Here is a 17,478-nt window from a genome sequence, read left to right as displayed (position 1 = left end):
ACAAGCAGCAGCCTCCCCGCGTTGCAGCGGAATGGCAGCCAAGCCCGGCCGGGAAGCACGCGCTACTCCAACGCCGCTCACTAGGAGGACGAGATGTTCCTTCCCTATCCCGTGATCGAACAACTCGATGACACCCAGGTGGCCACCTGGGAGAAGCATTTCGCCGGCGCCAAGCACGAACGGCCCCGGGCGATCGAAGAGGGTATCTGGCGCCGGACGCAGGACCCAGCGAACGCCGTGCAGTCCGGATGGTCCGAGGACGAGCAGGGCCGCCGCCGCATCGTGCACTACCGCTACCGGTTCGACCTCGACTACACGTTCCCGGTGCCGCGGCTCGTTCTCTCGGACCTGTACCTGTACGCGTCGGTCCTCGCCCCGAAAGCCGAGATCGGCGAGTACCGCGACAACGTGCGCTCCTGGCTCGCCAAAGGCGGATGGCGGCAGGTCGATGACACCATGTGGTCGAAGGGCGACCTGCGGGTCACCGTCAACCCGTACGACACGCACCCGCAGGACGAGCGAGCCTCGCGGGAGACGCCGGCCGGGTTCTGCTCCCTCGACGTGGTTTTCGTCTCCGAGGACTTCGCGGTGACGCGCAACGTGCGACAGATGCCGTGGAACGTCCTGGCGGGCGGCATCCGCATCAAGGACGAGCGCGGCAACCCCACCTATGCCGACGACCTGAGCGAGCTGAAGAACTACCTGCCGTTCCAGGTCGAGATCGGCTGCGGCACGAGCGTGGAGGCCGGGGTGCCACCGCTGCACTTCCTGCACCAGGCGTACCGGGTCACCGAGCGGACCGACAACGTCATGAAGCAGACGCACCCCTTCGTCCTGAGCCCGCAAAAGGACACGCTCGTGCGGGAGATGCTGCTCGACGCCACGGCGAAGGCGGACGAGCTGGTCACGATGTTCCGCGTCAGCTTCCTCGCCGAACCGACGGCTGCACACCACGCGCTCAAGGCCCTGCACGACGCCGGGGCTTTCGTCGGCCCAGTGATGCAGCACAACTTCGATCTGCTCGCCGCGCGGACCGGGCTCGCGGAGCACTTCGTGCGCCGCTACGACCAGAAGATCCCGCCGGTGCCCTTCCACCCCGAGGCGAAGGCGCTCCTGGTCATCGGCCTGCACGCCGATCGGCGGTCGGTCCAGAAGCGGGCCCGCGAGCGCGGCATGAAGGTCTTCTACATCGACACCGAGGGTCTGGAGGAGTTCGGCACGTACATGCCCTACCCGCTGGAGGGCCCGCAGGACGGTGACGTGATCGTGAAGGCCGAGGCCATCCCCACGCTCATCGAGCTGTGCCACCACCTCGGCGTGAACGTCCCCGTCACCCAGGCCGCCGCCTGATCGGCCCGGTTTCCCGGGGCCGCGCACGGCGCTCGTGCGCGGCCCCCATCCGTAAGCACACCCGAGAAGGGACTCCCCACAGTGGATCGGTACGCGCAAAACCGTGAGCGGCTACTGACGTCATCCAGGCCCATGCCGGACTTCGAGGTCGTGGGAACACAGGGCCCATGGCTGCACCTTGCGGGCGGCGCCCGGATCTTCGACGGATCGAGCGGGCTGCTCTGCACCAACGTGGGCCAGAGCAGCCCCAAGGTCCACGCCCGGATAGAGAGGCAATTCTTCCGCTACTCCTTCGGCGGCGCCGCCGTCGTCCAGCCCCACATCCAAATGGAACTGATGGAACGTCTGTGCCGCGCCGTGGGCCGGCCTGACGACTCCGTAGCACTGACCACGTGCGGGACGCTCGGCGTCGAGGTGGCCTTGGGCCTGGCGCGGAACATCACCCGGGTACGCGACGGGAAGCGGCGCGGGGACATCCTGACCTCGACCTTGAGCTACCACGGGATGTCGGCGCTCACCCTCGCCCTGGCCGGCAACCACGCCCGCAGGCCCCGCCCGCAGGACGCTCTCGGGCTCTGCCCCGGCTTCCCAGCGCCCTACCCGCCGACGCACGCCCACACGGACCGCGACTGCGACGCCTCGTGCGCCGACGAGATCGCGAAGGAGATCGACCGCCGCGGGGCCGAGCACGTCGCCGCGGTACTGCTCGAGCCCATCAACGGGACCACGGGCGGCGGCTTCGTGCCGCCCGACGGCTACCTTCGGCGGGTCTCGGAGATCTGCCGAGAGCGAGACGTCCTGGTGATCCACGACGAGGTGCTGACCGGGATGTGGCGCACCGGAACCCCGCTCGCCAGCCATCACTGGGACGGCTGCGAACCCGACATAGTGATCCTGTCCAAGGGTCTGGGCGGCGGATACACGAGTGTCGGCGCGGTGCTGGTGTCACCCGAGCTGGCCCGGTGGGTCCGGCACGAGGACTGCGACCCGCTGCCCGCGATGGGCACCATGGCCACCCATCCCCTCATGGCAGCCGCGTGCCTGGGTGTCCTGGACGAGCTGGAGGAGATGGACTTCGTCGCCTTCGCAGCGCGTGGCCACCGCCTCGGGGAGGCCATGACGTCGCTGAAAGGTGCCGGGCCGGTGCGGGACATCCGCGGGCGCGGATTCCTCTACGGGATGGAGGTCGCCCCGGGAAAGCTCTGGTCCGTGATGAAGGCCGTGGAGGACCGAGGCGTGTTCTTCTACCCGTTCACCGGCGCCGGGGAGCCCGAGAGCGAAGGGCTCGTCGTCGCGCCCCCGCTGACGTCGACGGACGAGGACATCGAGTTCCTATCCACCGCGCTGTCCGGCGCGCTGGACGCCGTGAGCTGAACCGCCGGCGCCGCGACCGGACTCGCGTCGCCCGATCGAACACTCCAACGAACCCTTGAGCAGCCCGACTTGGGGCGTGCTCGCCAACCGATAGCGTCGGGGAGCTCACCGAAGTCGGTGTGCCCCCGACGAGACAAGGACGACCTGCAATGCGTGTTTCCGTGATCGGCTGCGGTCACCTCGGCATCCCGCACGCGGCGGCGATGGCCGAGCTCGGCCACGAGGTCATCGGCGTGGACGTCGACCAGGCCAAGGTCGATCGGCTCAACGCCGGCGAATGCCCCATCTACGAGATCGGCCTGCCGGAACTGCTCGCCCGCCATACCCACAGCGGGCGTCTGCGCTTCACCACCGACATCCGCGAGGCCGCCGACTTCGCCGAGCTGCACTTCATCGGTGTCGGCACTCCCATCGACGCTGACGGCCGCTCCTACGACACCGCACAGGTCTTCGGCGCGGTCCGTCAGCTCGCTCCCCACCTCGACCGCGCGTGCACGATCGTCGGGAAGTCCACCGTCACCGTCGGCACCACCATCCAGGTCACCGCCCTCGCGCAGCGCCTGGCCCCCGCCGGCGACCGGGTCGACGTCGTATGGAACCCGGAGTTCCTGCGCGAAGGCCACGCCGTCGAGGACACCCTCCGCCCGGACCGGCTCATCGCCGGCGTCTCCACCGCGGAGGGCGAGAAGGCGATCCGCGCGGTGTACGCCGGGATCATCGACGCGGGCGCGCCGATCTTCATCACCGACCCGCAGACCGCCGAACTGGCCAAGGGCGCCGCGAATACGTTCTTGGGCTTGAAGATCAGCTACATCAACGCCGTCGCCGACATGTGCGAGGCCGCGGGCGGCGACGTCTCCCAGATCGTGGACATCCTCGGCATCGACCCCCGCATCGGCGCCGGGGGCATGCGGCCCGGGATCGGCTACGGCGGCGGCTGCCTCCCCAAGGACGTCCGGGCCTTCACCGCATCCGCCCGGCAGCTCGGCGCCGAGCAGGCCGCGACCCTCCTGCGGGCCGCCGAGGAGATCAACGAGCACCGCACGCACGTCGCCCTCGGGCTCATCACCCGTGCCTTGGGCGACCGACCCATCAAGGGCGCCCGGATCACCGTGTGGGGCGCCGCGTTCAAGCCCGGCACCAACGATGTGCGCGATTCTCCGGCCCTTGCCCTCTGCCAGGAACTCCAGCAGGCCGGCGGCGTCGTCACCGTCCACGACCCGCAGGCCGTGCCCACGGCGATGGTCCGCAACCCGGAGCTGGACTACACCGACGACCTGGCCGCCTCCCTCGACGGCGCGGACCTCGTCGTCCTGGCTACCGAGTGGCCCGAGTACCGGCAGGCCGTTCCCCACACCTTGGTGGACCGCCCGGCCAACCCCCTGCTCGTCGACTGCCGGACCACCCTCGACCCCGAGCCCTGGCGCGCTGCGGGATGGACCGTTCGCCAGCTCGGGCGTCCGGGGAAGTAGCACCGGGCCACGCCATGACCAGCGACGAAGTCCTCCTCCGCCGTGCCTGCGCCGCCGACGCACGCGCCGCGGCCGATGTGTGGCTGCGCTCCTACGCCGCGGCGCTGCCGACCGTGCGCTGCGCACACGACGAACGCGACGTGCGGGACTGGTTCGCCCGCGTGCTCGTGCCGCAGTACGAGACCTGGGTCGCCGTCACCGGGAACAGCGTGGTCGGCCTGTTGGTGCTCAAGGAAGAGGAGGTGAAGCAGCTCTACCTCGAACCGCAATGGCGCGGACGGGGCCTCGGCGACCGGTTCATGTCCCTGGCCAAACAGCAGCAGCCTGACGGCCTGTCGCTATGGACGTTCCAGGTCAATGGCCCGGCCCGGCGTTTCTACCAGCGGCACGGCTTCACCGAGGCCGAGCGCACCGACGGTCAGCGCAACGACGAGCGCGAGCCCGATGTCCGCTACATCTGGCATCCACAGACGTAGCAGCTTTCCGCCCGGCCGGACGATGACGGCGGTTCACCCGAACACCGGGTGGCCGCCGTCCCCGTGGGGCCCGCGGGACTACGGTTACGCACATGACGATTCTCATCGTTGGCGGGTCCGGCTTCCTGGGGTCCGAACTGGTCCGGCAGGCGAGAGCGGCGGGACACACGACGGTCGCGACGTACACGACCAAGGCGGGCACCGCCTCCCCGAGCGCATGGCGCCCCCTCGATCTGCGGGACGCGGGAAGCCTCGACGCCATCATGGCCGAGGTGAACCCACGCGTCGTCATCAACGCATCGAGCGGCCGCGCCGACTGGGCGGTTACGGCACAAGGCCCGCTCCAGCTCGCCATGGTCGCAGCGAAGCGCGCAACCCGCTTGGTCCACATGTCCACCGACGCGGTATTCTCCGGCGCCGGCCGCGTCCACTACGACGAGTCCTGTCTCCCGGACCCCATCACCCCCTACGGCGCAGCCAAGGCAGCCGCGGAGACCGGGGTCCTCGCGGTGCACCCGAAAGCCGCCGTCGTCCGCACGTCGCTAATCATCGGCCACGGGCGTTCCGTGCACGAGCGCCTGGTCCACCAACTCGCCGCTGGTACGGTCGACGGAGCCCTGTTCACCGACGACATTCGGTGCCCGGTCCACGTCTCAGACCTGGCCGCCGCAGTGCTGGAACTGGCGCTGAGCAGCGCTGCGGGAATCCACCATGCCGCGGGAGCCGATGCCCTGAGCCGCCACGAACTCGGCCTCCTCATCGCAAGGCGCGACGGTCTCGACAACTCCCGGCTGCCCACCGGCCTCCGAGCCGAGAGCACCGTTCCCGGAGCCCTTGACGTGCGTCTCGACAGTCAGACGACACAGGGGTCTTTGCACACCCCCCTGCGTGGCGCCCGGGAGTTCCTCCACCTCCGGGAGGACGGGCGGCCCGGACAGCGTGGCTGAGGCGATGGGGTGCAGCAAGGCGCACGCGCGACTGGTCTGTAGGCGCAACATACCGTTCCGTCATGCCATTGCGTTGGGACTGGCTCCGCCCCGTGGTTGCGGTGCCCTTCGTGCCGACCATCGGCCCCGTGCACCCGTCAGTCCTCACCATGGACCTCTTCGCAGACACCCTGACCGCAGCGACCACCGGCCGCTTCCTGCACTACGACAAAGACATCCGCTGGTCCAACAGCAAGACCGAGACCATCCTGGTCGCGGACATCGTCCACCGACCGGGCCAGACGCTCATCCCCACCCTGCTGCAACGCGGCACCGCAACCGTCAAAGTCCACGTCTACGCGACACAGCCCGACAGCGCACACGTCGCCAGAGACTGGGCCCGCGAACTCGCCGCACGGCACGGCACCGCACAGGCGAAAACCATCCGCTTCGCCGGACCAGAGGTACCCGACGGACGCGGCACACGCATCCAGCTCAAGGACTTCACCACGCATCCCTGCCCGGCCCCCGGCGGGCCCGTCCGCCCGTTCCACCAGTGGCCCCGCCACACGCGCGCCAGCTTCGAAGACCTCGCCGCCGAACTGGCCGCAGACGGCTTCGCCTTCCTGCACCGCCAGATGCCCAATGCACGCGTAGGCCCGGTCCTCACCGCCGTCGTGGACGAGACGGTGGCCGGCGCCATCGGACCGATGTGGAGTCCACGATCCACAGCGGGTCCAGCCACAGGTCGGTATCTGCGGCCAGCGACCGGATGGCCCGTTTGACCAGGGGCAGAGCAGCTCGCAGCCGCTTATTGTAGGCAGGGCGCTGCGGCAGATACGGAAACATCCCGTGCAGGTGAGCGTGAGCGAAGCGCAGCCATCGTGCCTCGCCGTGGAAGCCCAGCACGGCCTGGGCCACCGCCAGGGTCACCAGCTCGGCATCGGTCAGCCGGGGCGGACGTCCACGCCATCGCAGGGTCTTAAAACGGTCATCGACATGCACGTACAGTGCCGTCAAGAGGGTGTCTAAATCGGTCGTCACAACCCGATGTTGGACACCCTCCCCACGTCTGAGAACTCCGCATTCGGAACTACTCGTCTAGCTGTTGCCGTCAACCCATATAGACGCGGACCTTGGGATTAGGTCCAGGTACATCGCCTGGCAGGCCTCGCCGCTCGATGCTGCCATCGATAATTCCGACAAGAAAGACTAGCGCACCGCCGGAGAATTCCCACCACTCCAAGTTTCGACTGTTAACAACGACTGGCCAACTGTCGGAGTTCCCACCCGTCACGCGCCAGTAAAAGACGTCGCCAGACAACGACTCGCTCCACGGAATCAAGCCACCGGGTTCCGGGTGCGCAACATACCCCTCGGCCATATCTTCCTCTTGGAGGTCCCTCAGAACTTCCAGCTCTTGGAAGATTCCGTCGACAAAGTCTCGTTCACGTCCAGGAACTGGAAGCGGGATGCGCCAGAATCCATCGAATTCAAGGGTCGGATAGCTTTCTGCCAGTTCTCGGAAGTCGCTGGGAATTTCAATTCCAAGCAAGGAGGAAATTTCCACGAAATCGACCCCTCTCACCCCAGGTGGTCTGTGCGCAGAGAGATCCCTCACGACCCCCTCGAGCGCCGACACGCTCAACATATTGTCTGCCAATCCTGAACGTTCTTCACTGTCACGTCGAACAGCTGCCCTTCCTTGGTGCACGCGGCCATCCGGATACTCTCAGGTATCACGCTGCTGCCAGCATAGTTCAGCTGCCCTGAGTTGAGGGCGGGATTGTTTCCTCGAAGCTGCTTCGCAATCTTATTCTCGCAACGCTTCATACCACTCTTACTCATCCGGTCGAATCCCGTAAAGGGGTCCTCACTCTTCCACGCACCATTGAACATATCCCCGATGATGTGAGTGCGATTACATATGGGCTTCCCGTTGGACCCGATATTATCTCCCTCCGGAAAGCCAGCCACAGAAGCGAAGGTTCTGTTCTTCCTCGCCTACAGCTACGCGACGCTCTTCCTTCAGCATGATCTGGACGACGAATGCGCCTTCCCTGGCCTGCTCTCCCGCGCAGCTGCGCGCCACGGTGGATGCCGGGCTCTGCCACGGTGTCTCCGGGCTCGCCCATCTCGCCTCCCGCACTGCCGACGACGCCTCCCCCGCCACCGCCGCCGAACTGCGCGCCGTCCTCCCCTGCCTGCTCGCCACGCTCATCCCGCCCGGCGCAGCACCCGAGGAGGCGACAACCGCGCTCGTGAGCGACCCTGCGGGACCCGGCCTCCTCGATGGCGCCGCGGGGATAGCGCTGGCAGCTCTTTCCACCGCCGGTGCCAAGCCGCGCACCAGCTGGGACGCCTGCCTGCTCATCGCGTAGCCCCGAGAGGAAACTGGATGCCCCCCGACCGCTGGCAGCAGCACAACATCACCTTCCCCGACCGGCAGACCGCGCGGCGAGCCGCCGCCGACCGCATCGCACCGGTACTCCTCAAGGCAGAAGGCCAGCAGCTCACCGGCTGGTGGTTCATGAACAAGCAGCCCTGGCCCCTGCGATACCTCGCCGACCGCCCGGTCCCGGCCGTGACGGCGGTGCTGGACAGCCTGGTCCGCGACAACATCGCGCAGTCCTGGACGACCGGCATCTACGAACCGGAGACCGACGCGTTCGGCGGTGCCGCCGCGATGACGGCTGCGCACGCCCTCTTCCACGAGGACAGCCGCCACCTGCTCAACTACCGGCCATGGCCACGAACGTTGGGCCGCCGCGAGACGGCCGTTCTGCTGATGTGCAGCCTGATGCGCGCCGCGAACCTCGACTGGTTCGAGCAAGGAGACGCCTGGGCCAAGGCTGCTGCTCTGCGCCCGGGCCCCGGCGCGCCCGTCCTCGAGCGGTCCCTCGCTCTGCCGGCGGCCATGCAGACGTTGATGTCCGCCGAAGCCCTCAGCCTGTGCCGGGCAGGAGGCCCGCTCGACGGCCACACCGAGTGGATCGCCGCCTTCGAGCGCGCCGGTACCACGCTGGCCTACCTGGCCCTCCAAGGCGAACTGACCCGCGGTCTACGCGCCGTCATCGCCCACCACGTGATCTTCCACGCCAACCGTGCAGGTCTGCCCACCGCGGATCAGCACACCCTGTTCCACATCGCACGAGAGGCAGTCATGAGATCAAGTGACAACACCGCGTCCACGGCAGTAACCGGTTCCCAGGCCGATAGCGTCGGGGCAGTGAACACCGCCACGCTCACCGCGCCCGAAGCCGACGAGGCCGCCCGGCTCCGCAACACCCTTGTAGACAAGATCCAGGCCAACGGCCACGCCCGCACCCCAGCGGTCGAAACCGCCCTGCGCACCGTGCCCCGGCACCTGTTCGTCCCGCAAGCGCCGCTCAGCGACGCCTACGCCAACGCGCCGGTCAACATCAAGTACGACACCGACGGCACATCGATCTCCTGCGCCTCCCAGCCCGACGTCGTCGCCCTCATGCTGGACCAGCTCCAGGCCCAGCCCGGTGAGCGCATCCTCGAACTCGGTGCCGGCACCGGATACAACGCCGCCCTGATCGGCCACATCGTCGGCCCCGACGGACACGTCACGACCCTCGACGTCGATGACGACCTGGTCCAGGGCGCCCGCGAACACCTCGCCGCCACCGGCTTCACCCACGTCGAGGCCCTGACCCGCGACGGAGCCCTCGGCCACGCCGAGGGAGCACCGTACGACCGGATCATCGCCACCGTGGGCGCGCACGGCATCCCGCACGCCTGGCTCGCACAACTCGCCCCCGGCGGCCGGCTCGTCACCCCTCAGCGGCTCAAGGGCAGCGTCTCGCGCTCCATCGTCTACAAGGAGCGCGACGGGCGGTGGCTGTCGTGCGGCTCGCAGATGAACACCTTCATGCCGCTCAGGCGCGGAATCGCCGACGACGACCGGCGCATCGTCCCGCTCACCGCGGACGGCACCGTACGGCTCCAGGCTCCCGCCGGGCAGCAGATCGACGCCGACGCCCTCACCGGTGTCCTGGACGAGCCGCGCATCGAGGAGCGGACCGGCATGACGGTCCGCGCCATGGAGAGCCCGGAGTGGATGGAGCTGTTCGTCTCCTGCTCCCTGCCCTGCGGGCTGATCCGTATGCTGTTCCCTGCGACCGCCAAGGGCACCGTGCTGACCGAGGACCCGTACCCGTCCTCCACGGCGGCCGTGGACAAGGGCGCGGTCACCTACCTCGCCCGGCGCCCTTCCGAGAAGAAGACTCCCGAGGGCGGCAAGCTCTGGGAGTTCGGCGTCATCGGCCACGGACCCGGCAGCGAGGAACTGGTCGCGAAGGTCGCCGACGCCATCCGCACCTGGGACCGCGCCTACCGCGGCCGTGAAGCAACGTTCGAGATCCTTCCGCTCGACGGCCCTGCGATCGAGCCGCAGCCCGGTGTCTTCCTTCTCAACACCCCGCTGAACCGCGTCCTTGTCACCTGGCAGTAGCCCATCAGCGTGGGATGTCCGCCGCCCGCCAGCGGGCACCCCACGCCGTACTCCTCGCCGTTCACTTCCTGGGGAGACCTCATGGACCCGCACGGCCCCATAACCCAGCGCTTCCCCCTCATTTCTCGCTTCCGCCCCACCTGCCTGCCCCTCCCGCGACGCGTCAACGCCCTGGTCGAACTCTCCGACTTCGCGGTGGCCAAAGAGGACCCGGGCCTGGCGTCCTCGGTCTACAACCAGGCCGCTCTCCTCGCCTCCGACATCGGGCTTCCCCATCTCGCACGCACGTGGTGCCACCAGCACGCCGCCGCCTACCTTCCTGCCAAGCCACTCCCGGCCATGACCGCGATCCGGGCTCTCGAACCGGTAGCACCGAGCACGGCAGGCACCGCCTGCTCACGCTCTACAAAGCCATCAGCGACGGCACAGACGCCCAGGTCGAGGGCATCCGCATACCCGCCAGGCTGACTACCAGCGACAGCGACCGCCACGAGGTACGCGCCTGGCTGTGGCGGGTGATCCTGGCCGACGGCACCCGCACCCTGACCACCGCAGGCCGCTGGGACGATGCCTTGGCCCACATCGAACAGCACAACGGCATCGGACAGCGCATGCTCGACGGCCGCCAGGTCGCCGTCGTCGCGGCCCTCGGCCACGACCCGGCTGACGCAGCCAGCCTCGTGGCGCAGACGACACCCGGCGAGCCCTGGGAAAACGCCGTCACGTCCTACCTGGCGGTGATGTGCCATCAGCTCACTCATCACCCGGTCGGGCCCCTGCTCTCCGAACTGGTGGACAACTACGTCCAACGCCAGCCCGATCCCGGCACGACCGTGTTCGACACTCGGCTCGGCCTGACCATCCTCGATCTCCACGACCAGCCCAACAGTCTTGCGGCACATCACATCGCCGAGGAACTGCACGGCAGAGGCACCGTCGCGGCCGACGGCTACGCCGCGCGCGAGTGCCTGGCGAACTCCCGCTTCACTCAACTGGTGCCCGCCAAGGAGACCCAGGCAGCCCGCAAACTCGTCCGCGCCTGCGCGTTCGACAGCGGTGCCCTGCCCGCCCCGCATCGCGCCCAACTGCTGCGAGCCCTACGGCTCAGTGACGAGGTGATCCGCGCGAACCGGACACCTGCCTCACCCAGCCGAGCAAACGGCCCAAGGCCAGGGCATAACGCCTGACACGGTGACTTCGTCTACACGACAGGTCAGGCAACGCTCCGCCTGCGTGACCGGCCTGTGGGCATGCGCGACCGGGCCACCGTCAAGCAACTGATGCAGGAGGGACGGCGTTGAAGAGAACTCCTCACCCGCTGAGCGCGGACGCGGCGCAGATCCTGCCCCTGCGAACGGCACTGCCCTGTGCATGCACCGCAGACCCGACACGGACCTGGCACCAGAACAACTCACCGTTATCGCAGGCCATCTGGAGGCAACCAAGCAGCGGATCGACAGCTGGCTCTGCGAATACCTCGCCGGTCACGGCTGGGCGGCCGAGCCCACCTTCTACTCCAAGCGCAGCCTCCTTCGCGACACAATCGCCCTCCGCCCAGACCTCGCCACGCCATGACCGACCAGGCGACCCCCGGCAATCCCCCACAGGAGGTACCGCAACCCACATGAGTGATCGAACACAGCATCACAGCCCGCCCCACACGGCCACAGAAGGAGAGGGCCCGCTATTCGAAATCAGGTTCTAGATTTCGCCCGCCTCCACCCGTTACGGCGACAGCAGACTCGCCGTTACCCGATCACCTGTCCGCATCTCGCTCCGAGGAGCCCCCATGCATCCCGTACGCCGCCCTGCGCTCGTTCATCCTGCGTTCGAAAACACCACTGCCTCCTCGGGCGCCAGCCTTCACCTTGCCTCCGACCGCGCCGCCCTGCTCGCCGACGGATCACGACCGGATACGAGGTACCTCGCATGACGGACTCCGCTCGTCTTCCCTCCCCGCTCCACGCCTGGGTGGAGAGCGTGCTGGGCCCCCTGGACGATGTGCGGGACTCCTCGCACGACCGCGACAACTCCCAGGTATGGAGGGTGACTGGACCCACCGGCTACCACTACGTGAAAGTGGCGCCCAAACCGGTCCTGTATACGCGCGAGACCCGTGCCTACCGGGTGGCCGTTCCTCACCTCGGTCACGGCAATGCCCCGGTGCTGCGCGACCGTTCCGCGGAGCTGCTCGCCCTCATCCTGACCGCCGTGGACGGCGAGCCGTTGAAGGAGGATGAGTCACCCGCGCGCCGCCGCACGGCTCACCGGCAAGCCGGGCAGCTCCTGCGCCGCTTCCACGACGCCATGACCGGCCCCCTCGTCCAGCCGGAAGCCGACACAGTCGTCGAGAACACAGTGGCCGGCCTGGACAAACACCTCGCCAAGGCCGGCGACCACCTGTCCACTACGGAAGCCGACCTGCTGCGGCACCTGGTGGACGCGCTGCCCGGCTGCGGACCGCTACCGGCCGGGTGGCGGCACGGGGACTTCTGGGAGCGCAACCTGCTCTGGAACGGCCAGCGCTGCACCCTGATCGACTTCGAACGCAGTGAACCGGGCCCCCATGTCACCGACTTCGTCAAACTCGCCACCTCGCTGTGGCCGGACCATCCCGAACTGCGGACCGCCCTGTTCGAGGGGTACGGCCGGCCTCTATCCGAGGCAGAGGAATACGCGCTGACAGCGTTCGCAGCAGCTGACGCCGCCAGCGCCCTCGCCTACGGCCCCCGGCACGGCGATCCGCTTGTGACCGCGCGCGGCCGGCGCACCGTCGAACGCCTGCTACAGGAGAGCCGTCTGTGAGTGACGCGCGTCACCTGCTGATCGCTGACGTGGCCCAAGTCCTGCTCCGCTCGAACGGCGCAGCCCTGTGCGTACGTCGCAAACCGGAGGCCGCCCTCGCACCGGGACAACTCACCATCGTTGGTGGCCATCTGGAAGCCGGCGAACCGCTCGACCACGCCGCGCGGCGCGAAGCGGAAGAAGAGACGGGGGTTCGCATCAGCGCCGAGCAACAGGAGTTCTGCGGCCTCATTCACCACCACGAATCCGGCGACGGCCCGGACCGGGTCACCGCCGTCTTCGTCGCCCAGTCCTGGGCGGGCGAGCCGCACAACGCCGAGCCGGACAAGCACGAGGGCTTGTTCTGGGTGTCGATGGAGATGCCCCCGCCGGACTGCCACCCGTACACCAACGCCATCTTCCACATGATCACCCACGGCCCGTCCTACCGGGCTCTGAACTGGCCGACGCAGGGAGGCAGCGAGTGAAGCGATTCTTCGGCAAGGTCCGCATGGCGGAGCCCCAGGTGTCCGAGGCAGAACGCGAGCTCTTCGGCGGGCCGTTGCGCTACGACATGGGCTGGTCCCAACACGAGCACGCGGGCCTGGACTTGACCATGCGATCAGCGCTGCGCCAGATGCCCAGACTCGTCGGTGCTGCCCTGCGGATGGCCTGGAGCGCGGATCGCCGCGCCCTCGTGGCAGTGGCGATCAGCGAACTCGGCCAGGGCATCGCCGCCGCGGTCGGCCTGCTTGCCGTCAACGCGGTCATGCACGCGCTGTTAGGGGGCGGAGACGCTGTCGAGCGGCTGCACGCCTTGCTGCCGGGACTGCTCGCCGCCGCCGGCGTCGCCGTCGTCAACTCCGCCCTGGCCGGCTGGTCGACCTCTCGGGCTGGCCGCCTGGAGCCAAAGGTCGAGCGGATCGCCACCACCCAGTACCTGGCCGCGGCCACCGCCGTCGAACTCGAAGCCATCGACGACCCGGACTTCCGTCGTCTGATCGACATCGCCCAGTACGGGCCCGCCTCCGCGCGCCGCATGATCGGCGCCTGTGTCTCCGCGCTGAACAGCAGTATCTCGCTGATCGCCACGGCCGGTGTGCTCACCGTCCTGCATCCAGCGCTGCTGCCCATGCTGCTGGTCATCGCCGCACCCCGCGGGTGGGGCGCCATGCGGGTGGCCCAGGAACGCTACGTGTCGATGATGAGCTGGATCGAGCACCTGCGGGCCAGCCGCCTCATCGGCAACCTCCTCACCGAACGCACCGCCTCACTAGAAGTTCGCATCCACGCCGTGGGTCCCTTCCTCCTCGACCGGTACCGGCGCATGGCCGCCAGCGCCGAATCGGAACAGGAACGTCTGGCCTCCAGCAAGGCCGTCACCGAATGGGTCGCCTCCGCACTGTCCGGACTGGCAATGGCCGGCACCTACGGCACCATGATCTGGCTGATCATGGCCGGGCACATGAGCCTTGCCGTCGCAGGCACTGCCGTGATCGCGGTACGGACCGGGTCAGCGAGCCTGGGTGCCCTGGTCATGAACATCAACCAACTGCACGAAGAGTCCCTCTACGTCCGGGACCACGGGCAGTTCCTGGTCGAAGCTGCGCAACGCGCCATCCCCCAGACCGGCAGTCCCGTCCCCACCCAGGTCAAGCAGGTCTCCCTGGAACACGTCACCTACCGGTATCCCGACCGAGATACACCGGCCCTAGACGACGTGACGCTGACCTTCCCCATGGGGTCGGTCATCGCCGTGGTGGGCGAGAACGGCTCCGGCAAAAGCACCTTGATGAAGATCCTCTCCGGTCTACTCCTCCCTCACGCCGGGTCGGTGAAGTGGGGCGAGTTCGACGTCTGCGAGCTGGAGCGCTCTCAAGTCTTCGACCGCGTCTCGCTTCTCACCCAGGACTTCCAGCGCTGGCCCGTGACCGCCGCGATGAACATCCGCATCGGCCGCCCCGGCCACGACGCCTCGATGCATGACCTGCAAACGTCCGTCGACTACGCCGGAGCCGGATCCGTCACCGCCAAACTCCCCAACGGCCTGGACAGCATGCTCGGCCGCATGTTCCGCGGAGCCATCGAACTCTCCGGCGGCGAATGGCAGAAGGTGGGCCTAGCCCGCACCCACTGGCGCAGCTCAACATCGCAGGCGGACAGCGTCCTCATTGTCGACGAGCCGACCTCCGCGCTCGACCCCGAAGCCGAGATCGCTGCCTTCGACCGCATCCGCCGCCTCGCCGCCCCGCACCGGGCCGTCGTTCTGGTCACCCACCGCATGTCCGGCGTCCGGCATGCCGACCACATCTACGTCCTCAATCACGGGCGCCTCGCCGAGCACGGCACGCACGACGACCTCATCGCCGCACGTGGCCGATATGCCGCCATGTTCGACACACAGGCCGCCCAGTACGCCCCGACCCCGAACGTCCCGAAGCCTGCTTCGCCCAGCGTCGTAGACAAGGCATGACCCGCCCCACCGAAAGGCAGAGCCATGTCCTCCTCCCTCCCCCCGTCAGCACAAGTTGCCTCACAGTCCGCCCTGTCAGCAGCGCAGTACGCCGCAACCCGTCACGCGGTGTGGCTCGGCGCCGCCGCAATCATCACCGACCAGGTCGGCCGCGTTCTGTTGGTCCACCCCACCTACCACGAGGACGACAGGTGGCTGCTGCCCGGAGGCGTCGTTGAACCCGGCGAGCATCCCTTGGACACCTGCCGGCGCGAGATCACCGAGGAACTGGGTCTGCCGAACCTGCCCCTGACGGGCGTGCTCGCCGTCCACTCCCTCTCGTCACACCACGCCGACCTCCGGCCCGGCATGCCCTGCCCCGGAGAGATCCGGTACGTCTTCGACGGGGGAACCCTCACCGCCGACCAGGTCGAGGCGATCTGCCTGCCGCGCGAGGAACTGTCTGAGTTCGCCTTCTTCGAGACCCGAGACGCGGTGCAGCGGCTGCGCTCCGTGGACGGGCAGATCATGCTCGCCGCCTACCGTGCCCGGCTGGGGAACACCGCCACCGCGCACCTCGCCGACGGCCGGCACATTCTCGACGTCCCGGCGCTAGACCACCATGACGTCCACGTCCGCTACCGCCCCCTGTGGGACAGCCCCCTCAACCGCGGCCCCGTGCCCGAGCGGCTCCCCGTGCAGCAAGCGTGGGGGTGGTGCTTCGTTCCCGACGGCAGGGTCGTCCTCGTTGCCGATCCTGGTCCCCGGGGTGCCCTGCCGATGCTGCCCGGCGGCACCGTAAAGGAGACGGACAGGACGCCCGAGGACACCCTCCACCGGGAAGCCGCCGAGGAAGCCCAGCTCACACTGACCGATCCGGTGCGACTGGGCTGGGTGCTCGACGAGACCGGAGAGGCTTACAGCGGAGTGGGGCCCAACGCCCGGCTCCGCCTCGCCGCGCGGGTGACCGACGTAGGGTCGACGGCCGTCGACCCCGCCACAGACCACCCCTTCGCACGGCTGCTTGCCACCCCGGCCCAGGCAGCCGCCCTGCTGGGATGGGGCCCGCCCGGAGCGCGGCAAGCGGGACTCGCTGCCGAGACCGCGCGGGAGCGCTGGGGCTTGCCTGTCGCTTCCGCAGCCGCGATCGAGGAAGTCCCTGCAGAGGGGATGCGGCTGAACTGACACGAACGCCCCCCCCGCCTCGACACCTCCCGCTCCGCGCCCCCCTGAGGTACATCCATGCCACTGTCGCACGACCACATCCGCACCACCGTCGAGACCTACCTCGCTCGCCATCCACACGAGCGAGATCAAATCGGCAGCCTCCGCAAAGCCCGTCCCCCCGAGGCTGCTATGTCGTGTCAAGCCGCTTGAGCGAGTTGTTCGGCCTCGATGAGTTGGCTTCCCTCAGCACGTTCGAGGATCTTGAAGATCTGGCGGCAGACCACCCTCTTGAGGCATCGCTGCGCGTCACGGGCCGTCTTCCCTTCGGCGATCTTGCGTGCGACGTACGTCTTCGTGGCGGGATCGAGTCGCACCCGGATGAGGGTGATGGTGTGCATGGCCCGGTTGAGCTGCCGGTCGCCGCTGCGGTTGAGTCGGTGTCGGTTGGTCAGCCCGGACGAGGCAGGGATCGGTGAGACGCCGGCGAAGGAGGCGAAGGCGGCTTCCGAGCGGAATCGTCCCTGGTGAGACCAGCTGACCAAGATCTGCGCGGCGGTGATCGGTCCAACTCCGAACAAGTCGAGAAGTTCGGGGGCCTGTTGGCGGACCAAGGCAAGGATCTCGTTCTCGAGTTCCTTGGCCTCGGCCTGCAACGCCTGGACGCGCTGCGCCGTGCAACGCATGGCCCGCGCCGTCATCCGGTGCTCGATGTCCTGGGCCGGGCGGTCGCGGAGGTGAACGCAGTGGGTGATCTGGGCGGGGCGCTTGAGCTTGCGCAGTTCGGCGCGGAGCTCGTCCGGCGCGGAGACGATCAGAGCCTTGAGCTGGTTGATCGCGGCGGTGGAGGCGAGGACCGCGCCGTGACGGGTGGCAAGCAGCACCCGCAGTGCCTCGCGTTCGCCACGGAGGCGGGGCTGGATCAGATGCTCGGTGGCCAGGGCCTCCCTGGCGGCCCGGATGGCGTCGAGCATGTCGGTCTTGCGGCCGCCGCGGTTGG

The 17,478-nt window shown here is 68.4% G+C and carries 14 protein-coding genes and 2 pseudogenes; 13 read left to right on the top strand and 3 right to left on the bottom strand.

What is annotated here, in order from left to right:
• The first annotated feature begins 93 nt into the window (after positions 1–93).
• From QF030_RS02240 to QF030_RS02215, 6 genes are all read left to right on the top strand, one after another.
• On the top strand, positions 94–1,350 hold the full coding sequence (locus QF030_RS02240) for a hypothetical protein (protein ID WP_307160919.1): 1,257 nt from the start codon (positions 94–96) through the stop codon (positions 1,348–1,350).
• Positions 1,351–1,482: 132 nt separating this feature from the next.
• Positions 1,483–2,724, top strand: a complete 1,242-nt coding sequence (locus QF030_RS02235) for a class-III pyridoxal-phosphate-dependent aminotransferase (RefSeq protein WP_307160918.1) — start codon at positions 1,483–1,485, stop codon at positions 2,722–2,724.
• A gap of 149 nt (positions 2,725–2,873) precedes the next feature.
• Positions 2,874–4,196 (top strand): UDP-glucose dehydrogenase family protein, encoded by a 1,323-nt coding sequence (locus tag QF030_RS02230; RefSeq protein WP_307160917.1) that lies wholly within the window; start codon positions 2,874–2,876, stop codon positions 4,194–4,196.
• Positions 4,197–4,210: 14 nt separating this feature from the next.
• Positions 4,211–4,672, top strand: coding sequence for a GNAT family N-acetyltransferase (locus QF030_RS02225; protein WP_307160916.1), 462 nt, complete (start codon positions 4,211–4,213; stop codon positions 4,670–4,672).
• Positions 4,673–4,764: 92 nt separating this feature from the next.
• Positions 4,765–5,619, top strand: coding sequence for an SDR family oxidoreductase (locus QF030_RS02220; protein WP_307160915.1), 855 nt, complete (start codon positions 4,765–4,767; stop codon positions 5,617–5,619).
• 62 nt (positions 5,620–5,681) lie between these two features.
• Positions 5,682–6,383 carry a GNAT family N-acetyltransferase gene (locus QF030_RS02215; protein ID WP_307160914.1) on the top strand — a complete coding sequence of 234 codons (702 nt, stop codon included), beginning with the start codon at positions 5,682–5,684 and terminating at the stop codon, positions 6,381–6,383.
• On the opposite strand, the pseudogene QF030_RS40755 reads toward QF030_RS02215, so the two are convergent.
• Together QF030_RS40755 and QF030_RS02205 are read right to left on the bottom strand one after the other, a co-directional pair.
• Positions 6,277–6,642: pseudogene (locus tag QF030_RS40755) on the bottom strand (IS982 family transposase); the annotation flags it as partial. The gene QF030_RS02215 and the pseudogene QF030_RS40755 sit on opposite strands and share 107 nt — an antisense overlap.
• A gap of 70 nt (positions 6,643–6,712) precedes the next feature.
• Positions 6,713–7,168: an SMI1/KNR4 family protein gene (locus tag QF030_RS02205; RefSeq protein WP_307160913.1), complete on the bottom strand. Its 456-nt coding sequence runs from the start codon at positions 7,166–7,168 to the stop codon at positions 6,713–6,715.
• A gap of 463 nt (positions 7,169–7,631) precedes the next feature.
• Between QF030_RS02205 and QF030_RS02200 the strand changes: the two genes are divergently transcribed.
• From QF030_RS02200 to QF030_RS02170, 7 genes and pseudogenes are all read left to right on the top strand, one after another.
• On the top strand, positions 7,632–7,979 hold the full coding sequence (locus QF030_RS02200) for a lanthionine synthetase LanC family protein (protein ID WP_307160912.1): 348 nt from the start codon (positions 7,632–7,634) through the stop codon (positions 7,977–7,979).
• A 17-nt stretch (positions 7,980–7,996) separates the two neighbouring features.
• Positions 7,997–10,078 (top strand): methyltransferase, FxLD system, encoded by a 2,082-nt coding sequence (gene fxlM, locus QF030_RS02195; protein ID WP_307160911.1) that lies wholly within the window; start codon positions 7,997–7,999, stop codon positions 10,076–10,078.
• An 81-nt stretch (positions 10,079–10,159) separates the two neighbouring features.
• Positions 10,160–11,265: pseudogene (locus QF030_RS02190) on the top strand (hypothetical protein).
• 742 nt (positions 11,266–12,007) lie between these two features.
• Positions 12,008–12,883, top strand: coding sequence for a phosphotransferase enzyme family protein (locus QF030_RS02185; protein ID WP_307160910.1), 876 nt, complete (start codon positions 12,008–12,010; stop codon positions 12,881–12,883).
• Entirely contained in the window at positions 12,880–13,350 is a 471-nt protein-coding gene (locus QF030_RS02180; RefSeq protein WP_307160909.1) for an NUDIX domain-containing protein, read from the top strand. The genes QF030_RS02185 and QF030_RS02180 overlap by 4 nt, the downstream gene beginning before the upstream one ends.
• A complete protein-coding gene (locus QF030_RS02175; RefSeq protein WP_307160908.1) occupies positions 13,347–15,335 on the top strand; it encodes an ABC transporter ATP-binding protein in 1,989 nt (662 codons plus the stop codon). Before QF030_RS02180 ends, QF030_RS02175 begins: the two co-directional genes overlap by 4 nt.
• A gap of 24 nt (positions 15,336–15,359) precedes the next feature.
• Positions 15,360–16,499 (top strand): NUDIX hydrolase, encoded by a 1,140-nt coding sequence (locus QF030_RS02170; RefSeq protein ID WP_307160907.1) that lies wholly within the window; start codon positions 15,360–15,362, stop codon positions 16,497–16,499.
• Between the two features lie 179 nt (positions 16,500–16,678).
• On the opposite strand, the gene QF030_RS02165 is transcribed toward QF030_RS02170, so the two are convergent.
• Positions 16,679–17,452: a transposase gene (locus QF030_RS02165; RefSeq protein WP_307160906.1), complete on the bottom strand. Its 774-nt coding sequence runs from the start codon at positions 17,450–17,452 to the stop codon at positions 16,679–16,681.
• Positions 17,453–17,478: the final 26 nt, after the last annotated feature.

It is taken from the genome of Streptomyces rishiriensis (genome assembly GCF_030815485.1).
GTDB classification, from domain to species: domain Bacteria; phylum Actinomycetota; class Actinomycetes; order Streptomycetales; family Streptomycetaceae; genus Streptomyces; species Streptomyces rishiriensis_A.
This window is presented reverse-complemented; position numbering and strand designations above follow the sequence as displayed.